This is a genomic window from Pseudomonas sp. MWU12-2319, from assembly GCF_023242525.1.
GTDB lineage: Bacteria > Pseudomonadota > Gammaproteobacteria > Pseudomonadales > Pseudomonadaceae > Aquipseudomonas > Aquipseudomonas gingeri_D.
Genome location: NZ_JALJES010000020.1, coordinates 93824 through 113749 on the forward strand (window position 1 = coordinate 93824; position 19926 = coordinate 113749).

Annotated in this window: 20 protein-coding genes; 9 read left to right on the plus strand and 11 right to left on the minus strand. The window is 62.5% G+C overall.

Annotation, left to right across the window (positions count from 1 at the left end):
* The first annotated feature begins 312 nt into the window (after positions 1–312).
* Positions 313–1209, plus strand: coding sequence for a PA4780 family RIO1-like protein kinase (locus M5C01_RS27085; RefSeq protein WP_152741614.1), 897 nt, complete (start codon positions 313–315; stop codon positions 1207–1209).
* A 36-nt stretch (positions 1210–1245) separates the two neighbouring features.
* Here M5C01_RS27085 and cueR read toward each other — a convergent pair whose 3' ends face one another.
* The 3 genes from cueR to M5C01_RS27100 all read right to left on the minus strand — a co-directional run bounded on the left by cueR (position 1246) and on the right by M5C01_RS27100 (position 4495).
* Positions 1246–1647: a Cu(I)-responsive transcriptional regulator gene (cueR, locus tag M5C01_RS27090; protein ID WP_103496999.1), complete on the minus strand. Its 402-nt coding sequence runs from the start codon at positions 1645–1647 to the stop codon at positions 1246–1248.
* Between the two features lie 10 nt (positions 1648–1657).
* The gene (locus M5C01_RS27095; RefSeq protein WP_152741615.1) at positions 1658–4045 is read right to left on the minus strand and encodes a heavy metal translocating P-type ATPase; all 2388 of its coding nucleotides are present in this window, start codon (positions 4043–4045) and stop codon (positions 1658–1660) included.
* A 63-nt stretch (positions 4046–4108) separates the two neighbouring features.
* The gene (locus tag M5C01_RS27100; protein ID WP_152741616.1) at positions 4109–4495 is read right to left on the minus strand and encodes a hypothetical protein; all 387 of its coding nucleotides are present in this window, start codon (positions 4493–4495) and stop codon (positions 4109–4111) included.
* A gap of 147 nt (positions 4496–4642) precedes the next feature.
* Here M5C01_RS27100 and M5C01_RS27105 point away from each other — a divergent pair, with 147 nt between their 5' ends.
* Together M5C01_RS27105 and M5C01_RS27110 are read left to right on the plus strand one after the other, a co-directional pair.
* A complete protein-coding gene (locus M5C01_RS27105) occupies positions 4643–4843 on the plus strand; it encodes a cation transporter (protein ID WP_103496996.1) in 201 nt (66 codons plus the stop codon).
* Positions 4844–4944: 101 nt separating this feature from the next.
* Positions 4945–6132, plus strand: coding sequence for a multidrug effflux MFS transporter (locus M5C01_RS27110; RefSeq protein ID WP_152741617.1), 1188 nt, complete (start codon positions 4945–4947; stop codon positions 6130–6132).
* Positions 6133–6147: 15 nt separating this feature from the next.
* On the opposite strand, the gene M5C01_RS27115 is transcribed toward M5C01_RS27110, so the two are convergent.
* Together M5C01_RS27115 and M5C01_RS27120 are read right to left on the minus strand one after the other, a co-directional pair.
* Positions 6148–6327 (minus strand): hypothetical protein, encoded by a 180-nt coding sequence (locus M5C01_RS27115; RefSeq protein WP_103496994.1) that lies wholly within the window; start codon positions 6325–6327, stop codon positions 6148–6150.
* 144 nt (positions 6328–6471) lie between these two features.
* Positions 6472–7485: a zinc-binding alcohol dehydrogenase family protein gene (locus tag M5C01_RS27120; protein ID WP_152741618.1), complete on the minus strand. Its 1014-nt coding sequence runs from the start codon at positions 7483–7485 to the stop codon at positions 6472–6474.
* Between the two features lie 119 nt (positions 7486–7604).
* Between M5C01_RS27120 and M5C01_RS27125 the strand changes: the two genes are divergently transcribed.
* The 3 genes from M5C01_RS27125 to M5C01_RS27135 all read left to right on the plus strand — a co-directional run bounded on the left by M5C01_RS27125 (position 7605) and on the right by M5C01_RS27135 (position 11004).
* Complete coding sequence (locus tag M5C01_RS27125) at positions 7605–8525, plus strand: LysR family transcriptional regulator (RefSeq protein WP_103496992.1); 921 nt, start codon at positions 7605–7607, stop codon at positions 8523–8525.
* Positions 8526–8785: 260 nt separating this feature from the next.
* The gene (locus M5C01_RS27130) at positions 8786–9499 is read left to right on the plus strand and encodes a helix-turn-helix transcriptional regulator (RefSeq protein ID WP_152741619.1); all 714 of its coding nucleotides are present in this window, start codon (positions 8786–8788) and stop codon (positions 9497–9499) included.
* Between the two features lie 125 nt (positions 9500–9624).
* Complete coding sequence (locus tag M5C01_RS27135) at positions 9625–11004, plus strand: MFS transporter (protein WP_152741620.1); 1380 nt, start codon at positions 9625–9627, stop codon at positions 11002–11004.
* Between the two features lie 156 nt (positions 11005–11160).
* Here M5C01_RS27135 and M5C01_RS27140 read toward each other — a convergent pair whose 3' ends face one another.
* The 3 genes from M5C01_RS27140 to M5C01_RS27150 all read right to left on the minus strand — a co-directional run bounded on the left by M5C01_RS27140 (position 11161) and on the right by M5C01_RS27150 (position 13284).
* The gene (locus tag M5C01_RS27140) at positions 11161–12114 is read right to left on the minus strand and encodes an adenosine deaminase (RefSeq protein ID WP_152741621.1); all 954 of its coding nucleotides are present in this window, start codon (positions 12112–12114) and stop codon (positions 11161–11163) included.
* 110 nt (positions 12115–12224) lie between these two features.
* Positions 12225–12908: an SDR family oxidoreductase gene (locus M5C01_RS27145; protein ID WP_152741622.1), complete on the minus strand. Its 684-nt coding sequence runs from the start codon at positions 12906–12908 to the stop codon at positions 12225–12227.
* Entirely contained in the window at positions 12898–13284 is a 387-nt protein-coding gene (locus M5C01_RS27150; RefSeq protein WP_152741623.1) for a MerR family transcriptional regulator, read from the minus strand. Before M5C01_RS27150 ends, M5C01_RS27145 begins: the two co-directional genes overlap by 11 nt.
* An 86-nt stretch (positions 13285–13370) precedes the next feature.
* Here M5C01_RS27150 and M5C01_RS27155 point away from each other — a divergent pair, with 86 nt between their 5' ends.
* Positions 13371–13799, plus strand: coding sequence for a hypothetical protein (locus tag M5C01_RS27155; protein ID WP_152741624.1), 429 nt, complete (start codon positions 13371–13373; stop codon positions 13797–13799).
* A gap of 326 nt (positions 13800–14125) precedes the next feature.
* Here the strand turns inward: M5C01_RS27155 and M5C01_RS27160 are convergent, their stop codons facing one another.
* The 3 genes from M5C01_RS27160 to M5C01_RS27170 all read right to left on the minus strand — a co-directional run bounded on the left by M5C01_RS27160 (position 14126) and on the right by M5C01_RS27170 (position 16534).
* Positions 14126–14713, minus strand: coding sequence for a YigZ family protein (locus tag M5C01_RS27160; RefSeq protein ID WP_103499823.1), 588 nt, complete (start codon positions 14711–14713; stop codon positions 14126–14128).
* A 27-nt stretch (positions 14714–14740) separates the two neighbouring features.
* On the minus strand, positions 14741–15391 hold the full coding sequence (locus M5C01_RS27165; protein ID WP_152741625.1) for a TetR/AcrR family transcriptional regulator: 651 nt from the start codon (positions 15389–15391) through the stop codon (positions 14741–14743).
* 222 nt (positions 15392–15613) lie between these two features.
* Positions 15614–16534: a LysR family transcriptional regulator gene (locus M5C01_RS27170; RefSeq protein WP_100944338.1), complete on the minus strand. Its 921-nt coding sequence runs from the start codon at positions 16532–16534 to the stop codon at positions 15614–15616.
* Between the two features lie 137 nt (positions 16535–16671).
* Here M5C01_RS27170 and M5C01_RS27175 point away from each other — a divergent pair, with 137 nt between their 5' ends.
* Together M5C01_RS27175 and M5C01_RS27180 are read left to right on the plus strand one after the other, a co-directional pair.
* Positions 16672–18021 (plus strand): aspartate aminotransferase family protein, encoded by a 1350-nt coding sequence (locus tag M5C01_RS27175; protein WP_100944339.1) that lies wholly within the window; start codon positions 16672–16674, stop codon positions 18019–18021.
* A gap of 83 nt (positions 18022–18104) precedes the next feature.
* Positions 18105–19598 (plus strand): CoA-acylating methylmalonate-semialdehyde dehydrogenase, encoded by a 1494-nt coding sequence (locus tag M5C01_RS27180; RefSeq protein ID WP_152741626.1) that lies wholly within the window; start codon positions 18105–18107, stop codon positions 19596–19598.
* Positions 19599–19926 lie beyond the last annotated feature (328 nt).

Genomic DNA, 19926 nt, shown 5'->3' on the forward strand with positions numbered 1-19926 from the left:
CGCCTTTGTCCTAGAGCGCTTCGGCCGGCGCGGAAAAAAGTTGAGGTACAGGGCGAATATTCTGATTTTTTCTGAGCATCAGGCTGTCGGCCTCGGTCAGAAAAGGCAAGGTGCTGCGTGAACAATAGCTTGATAATCGTCAGCTATTCTTTGGAGTCGCGGCTTTCATCTGGCCGGTTCGTCGGAATAATCTGGCACATTGAGTGCATTGGAGAGTATTCGAGGTCGGCATCCTCTCCCCGCTGTGAGAGGATTGCCGTATAACGAGTGACATTCGCGTGTTTGGCAATAAAGGACCCACAATAAAAGCTGATGAAGACTCCAAAACGCATTGAACCCCTGATCGAGGACGGTCTGGTCGACGAGGTGCTGCGCCCACTCATGAGTGGTAAAGAGGCAGCGGTTTATGTGGTGCGCTGTGGCAACGAGCTACGTTGCGCCAAAGTCTACAAGGAGGCGAATAAACGAAGTTTTCGTCAGGCGGCCGAGTATCAGGAAGGCCGCAAGGTGCGTAACAGCCGGCAGGCCCGCGCCATGGCCAAGGGCTCCAAGTTCGGTCGCAAGGAGACCGAGGACGCTTGGCAGAACGCGGAAGTGGCGGCGTTGTTCCGTCTGGCCAGCGCTGGCGTACGGGTGCCCAAGCCGTTCGACTTCCTGGAAGGCGTGCTGCTGATGGAGTTGGTGGCGGACGAGTACGGCGATGCCGCACCGCGCCTCAACGATGTGGTGCTGGAGCCGGATCAGGCGCGCGAGTATCACGCGTTCCTGATGTCCCAGATTGTGCTGATGTTGTGTACCGGTCTGGTGCACGGTGACCTGTCGGAGTTCAACGTGCTGTTGACGCCACAGGGCCCGGTGATTATCGACCTGCCCCAGGCGGTGGATGCGGCGGGCAACAACCACGCCTTCAGCATGCTGGAGCGGGACGTCGGCAACATGGCCTCGTACTTCGGGCGTTTCGCTCCGGAGCTGCGGGACACCCGTTATGCCAAGGAAATGTGGGCGTTGTTCGAAGCCGGCACCTTGCATCCGGGCAGCATTCTGACGGGTGAGTTCGACGATCCGGAAGAACTGGCGGATGTCGGCAGCGTGATGCGCGAGATCGAAGCGGCACGTTTCGAGGAGGAGCGCCGGCAGGCAATCCGCGCGGCGGATGACAAACCGCCGAGCAAGGCTGAAGAGCCGCCTCCACCGTGGATGCAGCAGTGATCGCTTGAATGAAGAATCCGGCCTCGGCCGGATTTTTTAATGGCAGCAACCGCCCGATGCCAGGTCCTTGAGGATCGGGCAATCGGGCCGCTGGTCGCCGTGGCAGTGCTCCACCAGGTCCTGCAAGGTGTCGCGCAGGCTGGCCAGTTCCTCGATCTTGCGGCTCAATTCCTCGATATGCTGGCGGGCCAGGGCCTTGACGTCGGCACTGGCGCGCTGGCGGTCCTGCCATAGGGTCAGCAGCTTGCCGACTTCCTCCAGGGAGAAACCCAGGTCCCGGGAACGTTTGATAAAGGCCAGGGTGTGCAAGTCCTGCGCACTGTACACACGGTAGCCGCTGTCCGTGCGGTTGGCGGCCTTGAGCAGGCCGATGGACTCGTAATAACGGATCATCTTCGCGCTCAGGCCGCTCTGGCGGGCTGCTTGGCCGATATTCATGACAACTCCTTCAGTCGAGGTCTTTGGGTTTCCAGGTCTTGAGCAGCAAGGCATTGCTTACCACGCTGACGCTGGACAAGGCCATGGCCGCACCGGCCAGTACCGGATTGAGCAGGCCGAAGGCGGCCAGGGGAATGCCGATCAGGTTATAGACGAAGGCCCAGAACAGATTCTGGCGGATCTTCCCATAGGTCTTGCGGCTGATTTCCAGAGCCGCTGGCACCAGCCGCGGATCGCCGCGCATCAGGGTGATGCCCGCCGCGTGCATGGCGACATCGGTGCCGCCACCCATGGCAATGCCGATATCGGCGGCGGCCAGTGCCGGGGCGTCGTTGATGCCGTCGCCGACCATTGCCACCACACCGTTGCGTTTCAACTCGGCGACGATGGCGGCTTTGTCCGCCGGCAGCACCTGGGCGTGAACATCGTCGATACCCAGGGCCTCGGCGACCACCCTGGCGCTGCCACGGTTGTCGCCGGTCAGCAGGTGGCAGCTGATCTGCCGGGCCTTGAGCTGTGCGATGGCTTGCAGGGCGCCGTGCTTGAGGGTGTCACCGAAGGCGAACAGGCCAAGCACCCGTGGTTGCGGGCTTTGTTCGATCAACCAGGACAAGGTCCGACCTTCGGCTTCCCAGGCGCTCGCGGACTCGGCCAATGCGCCTGCGTTCAGGCCGCTTTCATCCAGCAGACGCTGATTGCCCAGGGCCAGGGTGCGTTCGTCGAGGCGACCGGCAATGCCGCGCCCACTCAGCGCGCGGCTGTCACTGACATCCGCCAGGACCAGGCCGCGTTCCGCGCAAGCGTCCAGCACCGCCTTGGCCAGGGGATGCTCGCTGCCGCGCTGGAGGGCGCCGGCCAGTTGCAACGCGTTGTCGTCGTCACCGGCCGTGGTGATCAGGTGGGCGATGCGCGGTGCGCCGGAAGTCAGGGTGCCGGTTTTGTCGAAGACCACGGCGCTGACTTCATGGGCGCGCTCCAGGGCCTCGGCGTCCTTGATCAGGATGCCATGGCGCGCGGCCACGCCGGTGCCGGCCATGATCGCCGTCGGCGTCGCCAGGCCCAGGGCGCAGGGGCAGGCAATCACCAGCACCGCCACCGCATTGATCAGCGCGGTCTCCAGCGGCGCGCCGTGCAGCCACCAGCCGATCAGCGTCGCCAGGGCCAGCAACAGAACGGTCGGGACAAACACCTGGCTGACCTTGTCCACCAGTTTCTGGATCGGCGCCTTGCCGGCCTGGGCGTCTTCCACCAGGCGGATGATCCGCGCCAGTACGGTCTCGGCACCCAGCGCCCGGGTTTTCACCAGCAACCGCCCTTCGCCGTTGATGGCCCCGCCAGTGACCGGGTCGCCGGGCTGCTTGGGCACCGGCAGGCTTTCGCCGCTGATCAGGGCTTCATCGGCGTGGCTGCGGCCCTCGACCACTTCGCCGTCCACCGGAAAGCGTTCGCCGGGTTTGACCAGTACCAGGTCATCGAGACGCAGGGCACTGATGGCCACGTCCTGCTCGCGGCCGTCGATCACCTGGATCGCCCGCTCCGGACGCAAGGCTTCCAGGGCGCGGATGGCGCTGGCGGTCTGGCGCTTGGCGCGGCTTTCCAGGTATTTGCCGAGCAGCACCAGGGCGATCACCACCGCCGAGGCTTCGAAGTACAGATGGGGCATGCTGCCGGGCGCGGCGTTGGCCCACTGATACAGGCTCAGGCCATAACCGGCGCTGGTGCCGAGGGCGACCAGCAGGTCCATATTGCCGGCCCCGGCCTTGACGGCTTTCCAGGCGGCGACATAGAAGCGCGCGCCGAAGATGAACTGTACCGGCGTGGCCAGGGCCCATTGCAGCCAGGCCGGAAGCATCCAGTGGTAACCCAGCGGTTGGGCCAGCATCGGCACCACCAGCGGCAGGGCCAGGGCGATCGCCAGCAGCAGGGACAGGCGTTCACGGTGCAGGCGCCGTTGCTGGTCCTGGGCGACGGCGGCCTCGCTTTGCCGCAGGCTGGCGCGGTAGCCGGCGCCGGTGACCGCAGCGATCAGCACGCTGGAGTCGACTTGGCCCAGCAGATCCAGATGGGCCCGTTCGCTGGCCAGGTTGACACTCACGTTCTGCACGCCGGACACCTTGCTCAAGGCCCGCTCGACCCGGCCGGCGCAGGAAGCGCAGGTCATACCGCCGATCTCCAGTTCCAGGCTGTGGGTGGGCACGCTGTAACCGGCCTGCTCGACGGCGCGCAGCAGCGCCGGCAGGCTATCGGCGGGGGCCTGGACGCGGGCCTGTTCGGTGGCGAGGTTGACGCTGACGGCACTGGCGCCGGCGACCTTGCTCAGGGCGCGTTCGACACGGCCGGCGCAACTGGCGCAGGTCATGCCGGCGATCGGCAGGTCGAAGAAGGTGGAGGCGAGCATGGGCAATACTCCTGGAGAAGTTGCCCCAAGGATCAACCTTGCCCCCTTGGCAAGGTCAAGCCCTTATTGATAACCCAGCGGTGCCTGTTTCAGGCGCAGGCCTTCCGGGCCGCCGACGATGGAGAACTTGCGCACATCGCCGCCGTTGAGCTTGATCACCTGCTCGGGGGTGGTCAGCATGCCGGCTTCGCAGCCTGGGGTCTGTCCGGGCAGGAATTTCAAGCGGATCGAGACATTGCCCGGTGGCAGGTTGAAGGAACTGGACTGTTCCTGGAAGAGACGGCCGGACAGTTGATCCTGCAGATAGATGCCGATCTCGCAGGAAGTGGAGACTTCCAGGCGCTCGCGCGAAATGATCAGGACGGCATAGTTCTCTCCGGCCGCAGTGGCGAAAGGGCTCGCACCGAAAATGCTGAGAAGGCCGAACAGGCTGAATGCTGACCAGCGCATGGCTGAATCTCCTACGGTTTGATCGTCGATGCCGAAGCTTGGCGCAGGCTTGCGTTAAATGCCAGCCCGGCAGTGTCATCAGGAACTTGACCTTGCCACGGTGGCAAGCTTGAGACTGCCCATATTCCCCATGAAAGGAGCTGTGTCATGCAAGTCTTCAATGTCCAGGGTATGTCCTGCGGTCACTGTGTACGGGCCATTACCCAGGCGGTCCAGGCCCGCGATCCGGCGGCCGAGGTGCGGGTCGACCTGGCGACGAAGGAAGTCGGTGTCAGCAGCCGGCTGTCGGCGGAGGAAGTGCTCAGCGCCATCAGCGAAGAAGGTTATGAGGCGAAGCTGGCCGGTTGACGCGGATTCGTTTTTTTTAATAGTTAGCGACCTATCAGATTGTTCTAGGCCTCCTCGCGCCGCTAGACTAGCGACCCGCGCCGATCTTCCCTGGACACCTGATGAACCTGCGAACCATCCTGATTCTTGGCGCCCTGAGCGCCTTCGCGCCCCTGGCCATCGACTTCTACCTGCCGGGCTTTCCGGCCATGGCCACTGCTTTCGGGACCGATGAAAAACATATCCAGCTGACCCTGGCGGTGTATTTCCTCGGCCTTTCCATCGGCCAGTTGGCCTACGGGCCAGTAGCCGATCGTTTCGGTCGGCGGGTGCCATTGCTGGTGGGGGTGGCGCTGTTCACCGTCGCGTCCCTGGCCTGTTCCTTTGCCCCGAGCCTGGACTGGTTGATTGCCGCGCGTTTCGTCCAGGCCCTGGGCGGCTGCGCCGGGATGGTGATTTCCCGGGCGGTGGTCAGCGACAAATGCGACGCGGTGGGTTCGGCCAAGGTCTTCTCACAGCTGATGCTGGTGGTGGGACTGGCACCGATCCTGGCGCCGATGCTCGGCGGCGTGCTGGTCAACCTCTATGGCTGGCATTCGATTTTTGTCGCCCTGACGATCTTCAGTGCCCTGGCGGCCATCGCCGTGATTCTCGGCCTGCCCGAGAGCCTGCCGGCCAATCAGCCACGTCCGCCGTTGTCGGGGGCGCTGCGCCAATACGGCCGCTTGCTGGGCGACCGCCTGTTCCTCGGTCACGCCCTGACCGGCGGCATCGCGATTGCCGGGATGTTTGCCTATATCGCCGGCTCGCCGTTCGTGTTCATCAAGCTTTATGGCGTACCGGCCGAGCACTACGGCTGGTTGTTCGGCACCAACGCCGCGGGCTTCATCCTGACCGCGCAGGTCAATGCGCGCCTGCTGGCCAAGCGTGGCCCGGCCTTTCTGCTGGTCCGCGCGGTGTGGGTCTACCTGGTGGCCGGCCTGACGCTGCTGGCGATCAGCAGCCTGCACCCGCAACAGCTGTGGCCGTTGCTGGTGCCGCTGTTCATCTGTATTTCCAGCCTGGGCTGTATTTTGCCCAATGCTTCGGCCTGTGCCATGAACGGCCAGGGCGCGCGCGCCGGCAGCGCATCGGCAACCCTGGGTTGCCTGCAGTTCGGCGTGGCGGCCGCCGCCGCCTCATTGGTCGGCGTGTTGCACGATGGCAGCGCCGTGCCGATGGCCCTGGTCATCAGCTTGTGCGGTGTACTGGTGGTCACGCTGGCGATGTCGACTCGCCGCGTACATAACGCGCGAGTCATCCAGGGCTAGGTTCCCGACGCGGGATTAGCCGACGGCGCGTTGCCGGTGTTCGGGGAAAACGTGGGGGGCCTGCAGCCTGATTTGCAGGGTGGTGACAAAGGCACGGGCTTCAGCTTCGCTACGGAAGGTCACCACGTGCTGGTCCAGGCGGACCTGCCATTGATTGCCGTGGGGCCTGGTCAGTTCTTTAAGCAGTATATTCATTGCGCACTTCCTCCTGTTGGTAACGGCTCATTCTCTGTTGCTTGAAAATGACTGCGATAAAACCAAAACAGCAGTGAGGGTACGAGTGTAGCGCTGATTTCCTGCTTTTAGATGACCAGGCTCAATCATCTGACTGGTGGTTGCTCAGAATCCTTCCAGCACGATCTTGCCCTTGGCCTTGCCGCTTTCCAGAAACCCATGGGCACGGCGCAGGTTGGCGGCATTGATCTGGCCGAAGTGCTCGCCCACCGTGGTTTTCAACACACCGGCATCGATCAGTTCGGCGACGCGGTTGAGCAGGTTGTGCTGTTCGATCATGTCGTCGGTCTCGAACATCGAACGGGTGTACATGAACTCCCAGTGCAACGACAGGCTCTTGCGCTTGAGCTTGCTGATATCGAGGCTTTTCGGGTCGTCGATCAGCGCCAGCTTGCCCTGGGGCTTGAGGGCTTCGACCAGCTGGTCGAGGTGGCTGTCGGTCTGGGTCAGGCTGGCGACGTGGGTCACGTGCGCCTGGCCATGGGCCTTGAGTTCTTCGCTCAGCGGCCGGCTGTGATCGATTACCAGGTCGGCACCCAACGCCGTGACCCAATCCTTGGTTTCGGCTCGTGAAGCGGTGCCGATGACTTTCAGGCCGGTCAACTGGCTGGCGAGCTGGGTCAGGATCGAACCGACACCCCCGGCCGCGCCGACGATCAGCAGGCTCTGGCCCTGATCGGTTTTGTTCTCGGCGATTTGCAGACGCTCGAACAGCAGCTCCCAGGCGGTGATGGCGGTCAGCGGCAAGGCGGCGGCTTCGGCAAAACCCAGGCTTTTCGGTTTGTGCCCGACGATGCGCTCATCCACTACGTGCAGCTCGCTGTTGCCGCCGGGACGGGTCAGGGAGCCGGCATAGAAGACCGGGTCGCCGACCTTGAACAGGCTGACGTCGTTGCCCACCGCCTTGACCACACCGGCCACATCCCAACCGAGCACCTTGGCTTCGCCGTTTTCAGGCGGCATGAATTGACGGACCTTGGTGTCCACCGGATTGACGGAGATCGCCTTGACCTCCACCAGCAGGTCACGGGGACCGGCGACCGGGGCGGGCAGTTCGATGTCTTGCAAGGACAACGGGTCGTTGACGGGCAGGGACGCGTAGAAGGCAATGGCTTTCATGGGAAAACTCCAGAGGGCAGTGATTTCGATGGGGTCATGATTGGCTATTTCACTTGAAGATAAAACCGGCTAAAACAGCAGTCTCTTTCAATATTTTTTTGATAATGCCGAGGTCACGTATGTTGCGTTTCGATGACTTGCAGTTGTTTGTCCGTGCTGCCGACCTGGGCAGCCTGTCAGCGGCGGCGCGGGTCATGGATATGTCGGCGGCGGTGGCCAGCGCGGCCTTGAAGCGGATCGAGCAGCAACTGGGCGCGCGCCTGCTGGCGCGCTCGACCCGCAGTCTGAGGTTGACCGCCGAAGGCGAGGGCTTCCTTGAATATGCCCGGGGCGCGTTGAGCCAACTCGATGAGGGCCGCCGTCTGCTGGCTCGCGGCCAGGACCAGGTCAGCGGCGTCTTGCAGTTGTCGGCGCCCTCGGACTTCGGGCGCAACCTGCTGCTGCCCTGGCTGGACGAGTTCCAGCGCGAGCACCCGCAACTGACCGTGCGCCTGCTGCTGGGCGACCGTATCGCCGATCTGTTCCGCCAGCCGGTGGACATTGCCTTGCGTTATGGCGAGCCGGAGGACTCCAGCCTGGTGGCGCTGCCCGTGGCGCCGGACAACCGCCGGGTGCTGTGCGCGGCACCCAGCTATCTGGCGCGGCACGGCGAACCCCGCACCCTGGCGCAACTGGCGCAGCACAACTGCCTGCTCTACATGTTGAGCAGTCGGGTGCATGACCATTGGAGTTTTCACGACGGCAAGCGCGACGTCGGCCTGACCGTCAGTGGCGATCGCTTCAGCGACGATGCCGATGTGGTGCGGCGCTGGGCTGTGGCCGGGGTCGGTATCGCCTACAAATCCTGGCTGGATGTGTCGGCCGATGTCCTCGCGGGACGCTTGCAGGTGCTGTTGCCGGAGTTGCGCTGTGAGCGTGCTCCGCTGAATTTGTTGTGCGCCCATCGCGCTCAATTGAGTAAGCCGGTGAATCTGCTGCGCGAGATGTTGAGCCGGCGGTGCGCGCAGCTGGGGCGACTGGCGCCGGTTTCCCGGTCATGAGACACGCGGATCCCGAAGAGGTTCTGTTACAACCCGTTCAGGAATAAAGGTCGGCTCCGCGCACATTGTGGTTTAGGCTGAAGACATTGGATCCAATATCCTTTCGGCGAATGAAGAATTTTGTTTCATTCGCCACCGTTGATTGCCGAACGACGAAAAAATCGCCCCTTTTTTGGCATTTTCGCGTCTTGGCTTGGGCGGGATTACTCCTCAGTATGCCCCGTGTGCGTTCGATCAATGTTTCAACAGGGAGTGAAGACATGGAATATGCACCTTGCGTCAGTCAGATTGCCACGTTGCTTGCAGACCCCAAGCGCAGTGCAATGATGTGGGCGTTGTTGGATGGCAGCGCCCGGGCTGCCGATGAGTTGGCCCTGTGCACGGGCCTGTCGCTGTCCTCGGCCAGCGCTCATCTGGCGCGCCTGAGTTCAGGCGGCCTGGTCCGTATCGAGGAGCGCGGGCGCAAGCGCTTCTTCCGCCTCGCCGCCCCGGAAGTCGGCACGGCGGTGCAGGCCCTGGCCAGTGCTTCATTGGCCAGTGCACCGCTGGCGATGGCCCATGCGGTCAAGGCCATGGCCCCCGATGCCGACGCCTTGCGGCATGCCCGGGTGTGCCACGATCACCTGGGCGGTGAGTTGGCTTGCGAGCTGTACCAGCGCCTGCTGGGGGCGGGCTGGGTCGAACAGCAGGAACTGCGGCTGCGGGTCACCAGCAAGGGCGCGGCGCGCCTGGCCGAGCGCGGCCTGTACATCCAGGCGTTGGCCCATGGGCAGCGTGAGATCGCCTGTGTCTGCCACGACCTGCAACGTCGCCCGCATCTGGGTGGCGCGCTGGGCGCCGGGCTGCTGCAACTGTTCCTGCAATCCGGTTGGCTGGCCTTGCGGGAAGACTCCCGGGCCTTGCAGGTGTCCGCGCTCGGGCAGCGGCAGATCGACAAGCTGGCCAGTGAAATCGAGCTCGAATTGGCCGGCTGAGCCCCGGTAGCCTGCCGCACGGATGCGGCGGGCGTCGCTCAAGACTGCAAACAGGTCGTATCCAGAAACAAGCCCTCCTGACGATACCGCACACTCGATCGAAGATTCGAATCGAGGGATATCCCATGGAAGTTCAAGGCTACAGCGCGGCGGAACGACTGGAACGCTTGCCCATCAGCGGTTATCACCGGCTGATTTTCATCATCATCGCCCTGGCGTTTTTCTTCGACTCCATGGACCTGGCGATGATGACTTTCCTGCTCGGCTCGATCAAAGCCGAATTCGCCCTCAGTAGCGCCCAGGCCGGTCTGCTGGCCAGTTCGAGTTTCTTCGGCATGGTGGTCGGGGCTTCGTTGTCGGGGATGCTCGCCGATCGTTTCGGGCGTAAACCGGTCTTCCAGTGGAGCATCGTGCTCTGGGGCGTGGCCAGCTACCTGTGTTCCACCGCGCAGACAGTCGAGACACTGACGCTGTTTCGCATCCTGCTGGGGTTCGGCATGGGCATGGAGTTTCCGATTGCCCAGTCGATGCTTTCGGAACTGATTCCGGCCAAGCGCCGCGGGCGTTATATCGCGCTGATGGACGGCTTCTGGCCCCTTGGTTTTGTCGCGGCGGGGGTGCTGTCGTATTTCCTCCTGCCGCTGGTGGGCTGGCGGGACATCTTCCTGGTGCTGGCAATACCGGCGGTGTTTGTCCTGGCGATCCGCTTTTTTATCCCCGAGTCGCCACGTTGGCTGGAACAGGCCGGGCATCATGGGGCGGCGGACAAGGTGCTGGGGGATATCGAGGCGCGGGTGCAGGCCTCGCTCAAGCGCACCTCGCTGCCGATTCCGCTGCGTCTGCCCCGTGGCGTGGACCGCGCGCCGAGCTTCTTTTCGGCCTTTCAACAGTTGTGGTCGCCGCTGTACCGCCAGCGCACGATGATGATCTGGAGCGTCTGGTTCTTTGCCTTGCTCGGTTTCTACGGCCTGACCTCCTGGCTCAGCGCCTTGCTGCAGCAGTCGGGGTTCGCGGTAACGCAGTCGGTGTATTACACGGTGCTGATTTCCCTGGGCGGGATTCCGGGGTTCCTGATGGCGGCCTGGCTGGTGGAGCGCTGGGGGCGCAAGCCGGTGTGTATCGTGACCTTGCTCGGTGGCGGGGTCATGGCGTTTTTCTACGGGCAGAGCGCGGTGTTCGGCGGCAATGTCGGCTTGCTGGTGGGCTCGGGGTTGTTGATGCAGTTCTTCCTGTTCGGCATGTGGGCGGTGTTGTACACCTACACGCCGGAGTTGTACCCGACGTCGGCGCGGGCCACGGGTTCCGGTTTTGCTTCGGCGGTGGGACGGATTGGCTCGTTGCTCGGGCCGCTGGTGACCGGGTTGGTGTTCCCGGTGACGGGGCAGGGTGGGGTGTTTGCCCTGGGGGCGCTGTGCTTCGCGATTGCGGCGGCGCTGGTCTGGCGCTTCGGCATGGAAACCAAGGGCAAGGCGCTGGAGGAGTTGAGCGAGGCGGCGCAGGTATAGACACCGTCTCGCGTTGACTCGCAATTGCGCTCAACACAACCCCTGTAGGAGCCGGCTTGCTGGCGATGGCGGCCGACTAATCGATGCAAGTCTTGCGGGCCTCATCGCCAGCAAGCCGGCTCCTACAGTCCGGTGCTGTTGCTCAGACCGGGTTTATCAAGGCTTGACCAACCGCGCATCCAGGCTGTTCTGCGCCAGGCGTTGGGCCTGTTCCTTGGTCATGCCCAGGTCGGTGTACAGGGCGTGGAAGTTCTCGGTCACATAACCGCCGAAGTAGGCCGGGTCATCTGAGTTCACCGTGACCTTCACGCCGCGTTCGAGCATGTCGAGGATGTTGTGCTGCGACATGTGGTCGAACACGCAGAGCTTGGTGTTCGACAACGGGCAGACGGTCAGCGGGATCTGCTCATCGATGATCCGCTGCATCAGCCGCTCGTCCTCGATGGCACGGACACCATGGTCGATACGCTGGATCTTCAGCAGGTCGAGGGCTTCCCAGATGTACTCCGGCGGACCTTCCTCGCCGGCATGGGCGACGGTCAGGAAACCTTCGCCACGGGCACGATCGAAGACCCGCTGGAACTTGCTCGGCGGGTGGCCTATTTCCGAACTGTCGAGGCCGACCGCGACAAACGCATCGCGAAACGGTAGCGCCTGGTCCAGGGTCTTCTGCGCTTCGTCTTCACTGAGATGACGCAGGAAGCTGAGGATCAGGCCGCTGCTGATGCCCAGTTGCTGTTCGCCGTCCTTGAGGGCCGCGGCAATCCCGTTGAGCACCACTTCGAAGGGGATGCCCCGGTCGGTGTGGGTCTGCGGATCGAAGAAGGGTTCGGTGTGGATCACGTTCTGCGCCTTGCAGCGCAACAGGTAGGCCCAGGTCAGGTCGTAGAAGTCCTGGGAGGTGCGCAGCACGTCGGCGCCCTGGTAGTAGAGGTCGAGGAATTCCTGCAGGTTGTTGAAGGCATAGGCCTTGCGCAAGGTGTCCACATCGTTCCACGGCAGGGCGATCTTGTTGCGTTCGGCCAGGGCAAACAGCAGCTCCGGCTCCAGCGAGCCTTCCAGGTGCAGGTGCAGTTCCGCCTTGGGCAGGGCATTGAGCCAGTCGTACATGGTCTTTTTTCTCATCAGGTGCAGTGGGTGGACATTCTACAGATGTCTGTCGAAACACTGGCTAAATCCGCAGCAGGAGCAGCCCGTCGGCGCTCCTGCAGGGTTGTTGCTTACCAGGGAATGGTCTCGCCCTTGTAGTTGATGAAGTGATGCCCGCCCCGGCCGGAATAGGCATTGACCTGATCGATCAGGCCGCGAACGCTGGTGGCCACGTCGATATCCGCGTCTTCGCCGCCCATGTCGGTTTTCACCCAGCCCGGGTGCATCGACAGGACGGTGAAGGTCGGCGCTTCGATTTCGCTGAGGAAGGTGCTGGCCATGGAATTCAGTGCGGCCTTGCTCGCCTTGTAGAAGGCCAGGTTCGGTGCGTCGGGGGTGGTCACGCTGCCCAGGCCCGAACTCATGAAGGCGACTACGCCATTGCCCGGGCGGATCTGCCCGACGAAGCGCTGGGCCAGGGCCACGGGGGCGACGGCATTGGTCATGAACAACTGGCCGATCTCGCTCAGCGAGGCATTGCCCGGTCGTTGATCGTCAGGCCCCTTGACGCCGGCATTGACGAACAGCAGGTCGAAGACCTGGCCTTCCAGACGTTGCGCCAGCGCGGCCACCGCCGCGTGATCGTCCATGTCCAGGGCTTCGATACGGACCGGTCCGACGGCCTTCAGGGCATCGGCCTTGTGGACATCGCGCACGGTGGCGGTCACGTCCCAGCCGTCGGCCAGCAGTTGTTTGGCCAGCCCGAGTCCAAGGCCTCGGGAAGCACCGATGATCAATGCATTCTTACTGCTCATGAGCAAACTCCTTGTCAGATGAAAGTCCGGTTCTCAGAGGACAACTTTGCTGCAGGCGATGCTGCAGTTCCAAACGCAACTCACCCAGGTCGGCGATGCGTGCTTCGATCAGCGTGAGCTTGTCTTGCAGCAGTTGCGTGACGGCGCTGTCGGCATCCGGCGCATGCCACACGCCGGCGACGCTGCTGCCGATTTCCCCCAGGCTGAAACCCAGGCGCTGGGCGGTCTTGATGTACTGCACCAGTTGCACCATCTCGGGAGGATAGTCGCGATAACCGTTGGCGCTACGTTGGGCCACGATCAAGCCGCGCTGCTCGTAGAAACGCAGGGTGTCGCAACTGACGGTACAGGCCCGGGCCAGTTCACCGATACGCATGCTGTCTGTTCTCTGGAAAGGCTTGACCTTGGAGCATACTCCAGGCTTTAGCCTCTGTGTTCCTTGAATCGCTATGGAGATGCCTTATGTGGAGCACAGCGCAGTACCGTCGACTGGTCCGGGCCAGCGGTTGGTATGACTTGATCGTGACGGCGGCCTTTGTCACCCCCTGGAGTTTTCTCGCCTTGCATGCTGCCCTGCTGGCGCTGGCCGCCGCGCTGAACCTGCCGGGAAGCTTTCCGCCGTTTGCGCCTGTGCACCTGCTGATGGCGAACTTGTTGGGCTCGATCGTCTGCGTCTGGGCGGTATTGCGTATCCGCGATCCGCAACAGACATTCGGCCGCTATGACGCGGCGGGCCGGATGCTGTTCGCGACCTGGCAGGCCTACGCCCTGAGCCAGGGAGCGAGCATGATCATTGCCGTGTTCCTGTTCCTTGAGCTGGCCTGGGGGATCGCGCAGTTGTTGCCGGTGCGCGGAGCGTCCGATGAAGCCATATTGGTCCGTGCGGGTTGATCAAAAAACGATCAATTTCGCGCAGGCGTGGCTGGATCGGCTACCCGGCCACCCTTGCACGGCTTATCCACAGGTTGCTCCACAGTATCTGTGCGCAAGCTTGCAGCATGGGTATAAAGGCCATTGGGCTATTTTCAAAACGCGATAAACCCGGGTAACTCGCTGTTTACTGGACGATTTTGTGCCGTTGGCGGGTGATTGGACAAAAACTGATCAGCGGCCGCAAAGCCACGTTGCAGAAGGGTTACAGCGGGATGTGCTCAGGTTATCCACAGTCGGGTGCACAGTGACTGTGGGCAACCGGCGGGGCGGTGAACAGAGGCCGGTTACGCCTCTCGCTGCAGGAGAATGCGGCCGCGGCTGAGATCGGCCAATTGCCGTTGCAGGGTATCGATCTGCGCTGCGCCCACCGCCAACTGGAGTTCCACGCCATTGGCGGTGAACTGCTCTTCCAGGATCAGGCCGCCGAGTTCGGCCACCCGTAGCTTGACCAGCGCCAGTTCGCTGAAGCCGCAGGCGCAGCTCAGCGCGACCCGGCTGATCAGCGGCAGTCGTTCGGCATTTTGCAGGCACTTGTTGGCGCCGCCGCCATAGGCACGGGCCAGGCCGCCGGTGCCCAGTTGGATGCCGCCGTACCAGCGAATGACCAGTACCGCGACCTGGTCGCAGTCCTGGGCCTCGATGGCCGCCAGGATCGGCCGGCCCGCGGTACCGCCGGGTTCGCCGTCGTCACTGCTGCGGTACTGGTCGGCGAGCTTCCAGGCCCAGCAGTTGTGGGTGGCATCCAGGTCGCTGTGTTGCTCGATAAAGGCCTGGGCTTCGGCGACGCTGGTGATCGGGGCGGCGAGGGTGATAAAGCGGCTTTTGCGAATTTCCTCGCGGTATTCGCAAAGGCCGGCAAGGGTAAAAGGCATACGGGATTCGGCTTCAGTTCAAGAGGATCAGAGCGGCGGCGTCAGGCCGCAGCCCTTGAGGATAATGCGGATCAGATTGTTGCCGGCGTCTTCCATATCCTGCTTGGTCAGCCGCGGGCGGCCGGTGACGCGACAGATCTGGGTGGCGAAGTCGGCGTAATGCTGGGTGCTGCCCCAGAGCAGGAAGATCAGGTGCACCGGATCGACCGGGTCCATCTTGCCCGCATCGATCCAGGCCTGGAACACATTCGCTCGGCCCTGGAACCAGGCGCGGTAGTCCTGGTTGAAGTGCTCGGTCAGGCATTCGCCGCCGCTGATGATCTCCATGGCGAAGATCCGCGAGGCCTGTGGCTGGCGCCGGGAAAACTCCATCTTGGCGCGGATGTAGCGGGCCAGCGCCAGCGCCGGATCGTCATCGACACTGAGGTGGTTGAAGGTGTCGTCCCACTGTTCGAGGATATTGCTCAATACCGCGATATACAGGCCCAGCTTGTGGGTGAAGTAATAATGCAGGTTGGCCTTGGGCAGTCCGGCGTTCTGGGCGATGGTGTTCATGCTGGTGCCTTTGAAGCCATGGCGGGCGAACTCGTCTTCGGCGGCCTTGATTATCGCTTCCTGGTTTTTCTGGCGAATTCGGCTGGCGGGCTTTCCGGCGTGGGCAGGGGCTTCAACGGTCATAGGCAGTTCCGAACGGGTCTGTGGGTGCAACCCGTGCACAGATAGCGTACCCAGGGGGTTGAGACAAGTCCTGTCATCATATAAAGCCTGGATCCGGGCCGATTCTGTCGCTTTCGGGGCAACTATTCGCGGCAGTGGCTTGGGCACGATATTTTGCTGGCGCCGGCTTGTTGGCGAAGAGGCCCGCAAGCCAGTTCAAGATTGCGCAAGGCTGTGGATATCTCAGCGGGTTGCCGCCAGGCTTTCCAGGAAACTTTCCAGCACCAGGTGTGGGCGCCGCCCTTTACGTGTCACCGAAGCCAGGCTCAGGTCATAGAAACGGCTGCCGGCCTTGAGGGCGCGCAACCGACCTTGCTGGACCCAGAGATTGGCATAGTGATCAGGCAGGTAGCCGATATAGCGCCCGGTCAGGATCAGGAACGCCATGCCTTCGCGGTCCGAAGCACTCGCGGTGCAATTGAGCGCCTGGTAATGCGCCTGGATCTCGGCCGGCAGACGGAAGGTCGGAGCGATGGCGTCCTGGGCATTGAGCCGTTCATCGTCCAGTTGCTTGTCGTCCACATAGAACAGCGGATGCCCCACCGCGCAGTAGAGCAGCGAACGTTCGCTGTACAGCGGTTGATACTCCAGGCCCGACAAGGCGCTGGCTTGGGGCACCACCCCGACATGCAGGCGGCCGTCGAGCACGCCTTGTTCCACTTCGTTGGGGGCGATCATGCGAATCTGGATCTGCACATCCGGCCCGCGTTCCTTCAATTGGGCCAGTGCATGGGTGATGCGCATATGGGGCAGGGTGACCAGGTTGTCGGTCAGGCCGATGGTCAGCTCTCCACGCAGGTGCTGGTGCAGGCCGTTGACTTCGGTGCGAAAACTTTCCAGTGCGCCCAATAGCTGCAACGCCGAGTGATAGACCTCGCGACCTTCCTCGGTCAGTGAGAAACCGGCCCGTCCACGTTGGCACAGGCGTAGCCCGAGACGTTGCTCCAGATCGCTCATCTGCTGGCTGATGGCCGAGCGGCCGATACCGAGCACGCTTTCCGCGGCGGAAAAACCGCCGCACTCCACCACGCTGCGAAAGATACGCAGCAAGCGGATATCAAAGTCGCTGACTTGCGCCAGGGGATCGGGGCGGCGGCTGCTCATGGCTGGGTCATATTGTTTAGTAGCCTGCTGACTGAACATTAGAAAAGTTGCATTTCACCGACTTTATCGCCATGGCAATTTAGCTGCAAGAACGCTTTCAACTCCTGCGCCGCTTATTGCCCTGTGAGGTTTCGCCCATGAACATGCCTGAACACGCCCCCGGCTCCCTGGCCAGCCAGCTCAAACTCGATGCCCACTGGATGCCCTACACGGCCAATCGCAACTTCCAGCGCGATCCGCGCCTGATCGTTGCCGCCGAAGGCAGCTGGCTGATCGATGACAAGGGCCGCCGGGTCTACGACTCGCTGTCCGGCCTGTGGACCTGCGGCGCCGGGCACACCCGCAAGGAAATCCAGGAAGCGGTGGCCAAGCAACTGGGGACCCTCGACTACTCGCCGGGCTTTCAATACGGTCACCCGCTGTCGTTCCAGCTGGCGGAGAAAATCACCGCGCTGACGCCGGGCAACCTGAACCATGTGTTCTTCACCGACTCCGGCTCCGAGTGCGCCGATACCGCGGTGAAGATGGTGCGGGCCTACTGGCGTCTGAAAGGCCAGGCGACCAAGACCAAGATGATCGGTCGGGCCCGTGGTTATCACGGGGTGAACATCGCCGGTACCAGCCTGGGCGGTGTCAACGGCAACCGTAAACTGTTTGGCCAGGCGATGATGGATGTCGACCATCTGCCCCACACCCTGCTGGCGAGCAATGCCTTCTCCCGTGGCATGCCGGAGCAGGGCGGTATCGCCCTGGCCGATGAGCTGCTCAAGCTGATCGAACTGCATGATGCGTCCAATATCGCGGCGGTGTTCGTCGAGCCCATGGCCGGTTCCGCCGGTGTGCTGGTACCGCCACAGGGCTACCTCAAGCGCCTGCGGGAAATCTGCGACCAGCACAATATCCTGCTGGTGTTCGACGAAGTGATCACCGGCTTCGGGCGTACCGGCGCGATGTTCGGCGCGGACAGCTTTGGCGTCACCCCGGACCTGATGTGCATCGCCAAGCAAGTCACCAACGGCGCCATTCCTATGGGGGCGGTGATTGCCAGCAGCGAGATCTACCAGACCTTCATGAATCAGCCGACCCCCGAGTACGCCGTGGAATTCCCCCACGGCTACACCTACTCGGCACACCCGGTGGCGTGCGCCGCGGGCCTGGCGGCACTCGACCTGCTGCAAAAGGAAAACCTGGTACAGAGCGTGGCCGAAGTCGCGCCGCACTTTGAAAATGCCTTGCACGGTTTGAAAGGCAGCAAGAACGTGATCGACATTCGTAACTACGGTCTGGCCGGGGCGATCCAGATCGCTGGCCGTGACGGCGACGCCATCGTGCGTCCGTTCGAAGCCGGCATGGCCTTGTGGAAGGCCGGTTTCTACGTGCGCTTCGGTGGCGACACCCTGCAGTTCGGCCCAACGTTCAACAGCAAGCCGCAGGACCTGGATCGTCTGTTCGATGCGGTCGGCGAAGTGCTGAACAAGCTGGACTGATCCTTCTATATAGAAGACCAACACTATTTCCTGGCAGGAGCGAGGCGACTCGCTTCTGTACGTCCATGTTCTGGAGCCCCGCAATGAGCGCAATTCAACATTTGATCGACGGCCAACTGGTCAGCGATTCCGGTCGCACGGCCGCCGTATACAACCCGTCCACCGGCCAGGTTATCCATCAGGTGCCGTTGGCGGATCGCGAGACCATTCAGCAGGCCATCGATTCGGCCAAGGCGGCTTTTCCGGCCTGGCGCAATACACCACCGGCCAAGCGTGCCCAGGTGATGTTCCGCTTCAAGCAACTGCTGGAACAGAATGAGGCGCGTATCGCCCAACTGATCAGCGAAGAACACGGCAAGACCCTGGAAGATGCCGCCGGTGAATTGAAGCGTGGTATCGAGAACGTCGAGTACGCCTGCGCCGCGCCGGAAGTACTGAAGGGTGAATACAGCCGTAACGTCGGTCCGAACATCGACGCCTGGTCCGATTTCCAGCCGCTGGGCGTGGTGGCGGGGATCACGCCATTCAACTTCCCGGCGATGGTGCCCCTGTGGATGTATCCGCTGGCGATCGTTTGCGGTAACTGCTTTATCCTCAAGCCGTCCGAGCGTGATCCGAGCTCGACCTTGCTGATCGCCCAGCTGTTGCTGGAGGCCGGTTTGCCCAAGGGTGTGCTGAACGTGGTGCATGGTGACAAGACCGCGGTGGACGCGTTGATCGAGGCGCCTGAGGTCAAGGCCTTGAGCTTTGTCGGCTCGACTCCGATTGCCGAGTACATCTATGCCGAAGGCACCAAGCGCGGCAAACGTGTCCAGGCGCTGGGCGGAGCGAAGAATCATGCGGTATTGATGCCGGATGCCGATCTGGACAACGCGGTCAGTGCCTTGATGGGCGCGGCCTATGGTTCCTGCGGTGAGCGTTGCATGGCGATCTCCGTGGCTGTTTGCGTGGGCGACCAGGTGGCGGACGCGCTGGTGGCCAAGCTGGTGCCACAGATCAAGGCGCTGAAGATCGGTGCGGGTACTTCGTGTGGTCTGGATATGGGGCCATTGGTCACCGGTCAGCACCGCGACAAGGTCAGTGGCTATATTGCCGATGGCGTGGCGTCGGGCGCGCAGTTGGTGGTCGACGGTCGTGGCTTGAGCGTCAAGGATCATGAGGAGGGCTTCTTCCTCGGTGGTTGTCTGTTCGATCGCGTGACGCCTGAGATGCGCATCTATAAGGAAGAGATCTTCGGGCCGGTGCTGTGCATCGTCCGGGTCAACAGCCTGGAAGCGGCCATGCAACTGATCAACGATCACGAATACGGTAACGGCACCTGCATCTTTACCCGTGACGGTGAAGCGGCGCGTTTGTTCTGCGACGAGATCGAAGTGGGCATGGTCGGGGTCAATGTGCCGTTGCCGGTGCCCGTGGCTTACCACAGCTTTGGCGGTTGGAAGCGTTCGTTGTTTGGCGACCTGCATGCCTATGGTCCGGATGGCGTGCGTTTCTATACCCGGCGCAAGGCGATCACCCAGCGCTGGCCGCAACGTGCCAGCCATGAGGCGTCGCAGTTCGCGTTCCCGAGCCTGTAAGTGTCGATGGGTGAATGAGGTCCTTATAGGTGTCGCCTATGCGGGCCCCTTCGCGGGCAAGCTCCGCTCCCACAGTATCGAGTCACACCGCGAACTATCGGTCAGGCCTGGACACTGTGGGAGCGGAGCTTGCCCGCGAAGGCGTCAGTACAGGCACCGCAAAACCCGGGACGCGCACTGTTTTTGACCTTTGTGACAGAAAAGTGAAAATAAGCGTTGACGGGAAATTCTGTGGCTCTATAATTCGCCCCACTTCCGGCGCAGTCGAAACGGAAAAGCCTTTGAGATTCAATGAGTTACAAAGGTTTTGAGGGTTTTGACGCGCGGT